3 protein-coding genes are annotated in these 4,018 nt (G+C 61.3%); all 3 read right to left on the minus strand.

Features of this window, described 5'->3' with window-relative positions; all coding sequences use genetic code 11:
- A partial coding sequence (gene waaF, locus HUJ17_RS05855; RefSeq protein WP_290509805.1) for a lipopolysaccharide heptosyltransferase II occupies positions 1-540 on the minus strand: 540 nt, incomplete at its 3' end.
- Between the two features lie 8 nt (positions 541-548).
- Entirely contained in the window at positions 549-1,475 is a 927-nt protein-coding gene (locus HUJ17_RS05860; RefSeq protein WP_290509806.1) for a branched-chain amino acid transaminase, read from the minus strand.
- Between the two features lie 36 nt (positions 1,476-1,511).
- Positions 1,512-4,018: bifunctional [glutamate--ammonia ligase]-adenylyl-L-tyrosine phosphorylase/[glutamate--ammonia-ligase] adenylyltransferase (gene glnE / locus HUJ17_RS05865; protein WP_290509807.1), on the minus strand; the 2,507-nt coding region annotated here is incomplete at its 5' end.

Raw genomic sequence — 4,018 nt, forward strand, 5'->3', positions numbered from 1 at the left:
CCCGTGGGCCGCCATGGCCTGCTGAAGCGAGTCTTCACTGACCTCCAGATGCGGGACAGTAATGGTATCCAGTTGCGGCACCGGCTGATCGGCCGACTGCGCCAGCGCCACGAACCGCTGCACCATCAACGGATAGCGATCCTTGTCCAGCTTGCGCACATCGTTGAGCAGGCCATAACGCATCTCCCCGCGCCAGCCGATGCGCCGGGGTATCTTCGCCGACCAGGGTACCAGGGCAGACTTGAGGGAATTGGGCAGCACATAGCTTTGCTGATATTTGCCGCGCAGGGACTTGCCCAGCGCATGGCGCTCACCCAGTTTCAGGTCGCCATGATCGAAAGGCAGCGACAGGGCCTCACGCACCTCCGGCATGCGTGACAGCAGCGGCCGGCACCAGGCGGGGGCCAGCACATCAATGGCACTGTCCGGATATTGGCGGCGAAGCTCGGAAAACAGGGTCTGGGCCATCACCATGTCGCCGACCCAGGAAGGGCCGACGACAAGGATGGCGGAAGGCGAGTCGGACAAGATAGCCGGCATGCGCCTGCTCAGCTCACGTAAGTGAGCCAGTCTCCGTAGTCGTCATCCAGTTTGCCGCGCACCAGATCAAAGTACACAGCCTGCAGTTGCTCGGTGATCGGGCCACGCTTGCCTTCACCAAGGATGCGGCCATCCAGTTCGCGGATCGGCGTCACTTCGGCGGCGGTGCCGGTAAAGAAGGCCTCGTCCGCCACGTAGATCTCGTCACGGGTAATGCGCTTCTCTCGCACCGCGTAGCCACGCTCTTCGGCCAGCTGGATGATGGTCTTGCGAGTGATGCCGTCCAGGCAGGAAGTCAGTTCCGGGGTATAGAGCACCTTGTCCTTGATCACGAAGATGTTCTCGCCGGAGCCTTCCGCCACATAGCCTTCGTTGTCCAGCAACAGAGCCTCGTCGGCACCGCCGGACAGGGCTTCATTCAACGCCAGCATGGAGTTGATGTAGTTGCCGTTGGCCTTCGCCTTGCACATGGTGATGTTCACATGGTGACGGGTATAGCTGGAGGTACGCACCTTGATGCCCAACTCCAGAGCTTCCGGCGACATGTAGGCGGGCCATTCCCAGGCCGCCACCATCAAGTGCACCTTGAGGTTGTGGGCGCGCAGGCCCATGCCTTCGCTGCCGTAGAACGCCATGGGACGCAGGTAGGCGTGGGGCAGGTTGTTCTCTCTTACCGCAGCCACTTGCGCAGCGTTGACCTCGTCCTTGGTGAACGGGATCTTCATATTCATGATATGGGCACTGTTGAACAGGCGATCCGTGTGTTCCTTCATGCGAAAGATGGCCGGCCCCTTGGCCGTTTCGTAGGCGCGCACACCTTCGAACACACCCATGCCATAGTGCAGGGTATGCGTCAGCACATGCACCTTGGCCTCCTGCCAGGGAACCAGTTCGCCATCCAACCAGATAAAACCGTCTCTTACAGCCATCGACATGGCAGTGATACTCCCAGAACTAAGGACCGGCAGGCGTCAGCCCTGCAGGTCGAACCAGTGCTTCCAGATCGCTCGCACGCCTTCACGCAAATCGCGGAATTGAGTGTCGTCGACGATGGATTTCTCTTTGCGCAACGAGGCGCGATGAGCCGCGGATCGGTAAGCGAGGTACGCTTCCCGCAGCAAGCCGGCATCCTGCGCCGACATAATATCCAGTGCAGCCAGTGTTTCGAGCAGCCGCACATTATCGGTGAAGCGGGTCAGTTCACCGTGGGAGGAGGCCCATCTCAGAACCCCGTATTGCACCATAAATTCGATATCAACGATACCACCCGGGTCCTGCTTGAGATGAAAACGGTCCTCGCCTTTTTCTCCCAAGTGGTCGACCATCTTGTCGCGCATGGCCAGCACATCCTCGCGCAACTTCTCCAGCGGCCGCTCCAGGCACAGCACCTGATGACGAATCGCCTCGAAACGGGCCCGAGCCCGGTTGCAGCCAGCCACCACGCGGGCCCGCACCAGGGCCTGATGCTCCCAGGTCCAGGCATCGTTGAGCTGGTATTTCTCGAACGAATCCATGGAGCTGACAAGCAAGCCGGCACTACCGGAGGGGCGCAGGCGCATATCCACTTCGTACAACTGGCCGCTCATGGTGCGGGTGGAAAGAATGTGAATGATGCGCTGGCCCAGGCGGGCGTAGAACTGTTCGTTGGACACCGGCTTGTCGCCGTCGGTCATGCCGCCGCTGGCCGCATCATGCAGGAACACCAGATCCAGATCGGAGTTGTGGCCCAGTTCGATACCGCCCAGCTTGCCGTAACCGGCCACCACAAAATCCGGATTACAGGGCTGGCCATCAATGCGCGAGGGGCGACCATGGCGCTCCACCAGCGGCTCCCAGGCCAGCATCACCACCTGGTTGAGGATGCTTTCCGCCAGCCAGGTGAGATAATCGCTGACCTTCATCAGCGGCAGCACCTCGGTGACTTCCGAGGCCGCGACTCGCAACAGATGGGCCTGTTTGAAGTTACGCAGCACTTCCATCTGCTGTTCGAGATCATCCTCGGCCACCCGCAACAGCTGCTGACGCAACTCGTCATCCAGCTCCGCCCGCTCCGGCGGCGAATAGAGAGTGCGCACATCCAACAGCTCATCCAGCAATACCGGGTGCAGGGTGAGGCGCTCGGCAATCCAGGGGCTGGCCCCGGACAACTTCACCAACTGGGTAAGGGCGCTGGGGTTTTCCACCAGCAGGGCAATGTAGGCGCTACGGCGCAGCACCGCTTCCACGAAGGCCAGCAAGCGCACCACGGTGGTTTCACCATGGCCCTGGTAACCCAAAGCCTCCAGCAGCAAAGGCATCAGCCGGTCCAGCCGCTCGCGGCCAATCGCCTGCATGTTCTGCACCGAACGGCTTTCACGGAAATCATTCAGGTGGGCATAAACCTTGTCACCCTCCTGCACGCCGATAGCCTCCAGCTGGGCCGCGGCCTGGGCCTCATCCAGCTCACCCAGCCACAGATCAAGCAGCTCCTGATCGGCACCCTGGGCGGCATCGGTTTCCTGTTCCGGGTCGGCGATCACCTGGCTGAAATGATGACGGACACTTTCCCGGTAACGCCGCAACTTGCGCTCGAAGGCGGCACGGGCGGAGAAGCCCATGGCAAAAGTCAGACGCTGCCAGCCCAGCTCGTCGTCAGGCAGGCGCTGGGTCTGCTTATCCGCAATTCCCTGCAGTCGATGCTCCACATCCCGCAGAAACAGATAGGCTTCGGTCAGCTCATCCGCCACATCCTCGGGCAGCAGCTCCAACTCCACCAGTTGCGGCAGCACCTTGATCAAATTCGGTTCCCGCAGGGCCGGCAACTGGCCGCCACGGATCAACTGAAACGCCTGAACGATAAATTCCACTTCACGGATGCCGCCGGCACCCAGCTTCACATCCGCCTGCATGCCCTTGCGGTTCACTTCCCGTTCGATCAGGGACTTCATCTCGCGCAGGGAATGGAAAGCGCCGTAGTCGATATAACGGCGGTAGACGAAGGGGTTGAGCCGCTTGATCAGACGCTTGCCGGCCTGCAGGTCGCCGCCCACCGGGCGCATCTTGATCAGCGCATAGCGTTCCCACTCACGCCCCTGGGTTTCGTAATACCCTTCCATGGCATCGAAACCGATGGCCAGCACGCCGCTCTTGCCCCAGGGGCGCAGGCGCATGTCCACCCGGAATACAAAACCGTCGGCGGTGGGCTGATCCAGGGCCTTGATCAACTGCTGCCCCAGGCGCACGAAAAACTGGTGATGGCTCAGGCTGCGCCGCTCGCCCTCGAGCTCACCTTCATGCTCATAGGCGAAGATCAGGTCGATATCCGAGGACAGGTTCAGCTCCCGCGCCCCCAGCTTGCCCATGGCCAGTACCACCAGCTGCACCGGCTTGCCATCCGGCCCCATGGGGGTACCACTTTTCTCGCAGGCCCAGCCGTGCAGCACGGCGAGCGCTTCCTGAATCAGGGTATCCGCCAGCAACGACAGATCCGCCACGGTGC

Source organism: Alcanivorax sp., from assembly GCF_014762765.1.
In the GTDB taxonomy this organism is placed as follows: Bacteria; Pseudomonadota; Gammaproteobacteria; order Pseudomonadales; family Alcanivoracaceae; genus Alcanivorax.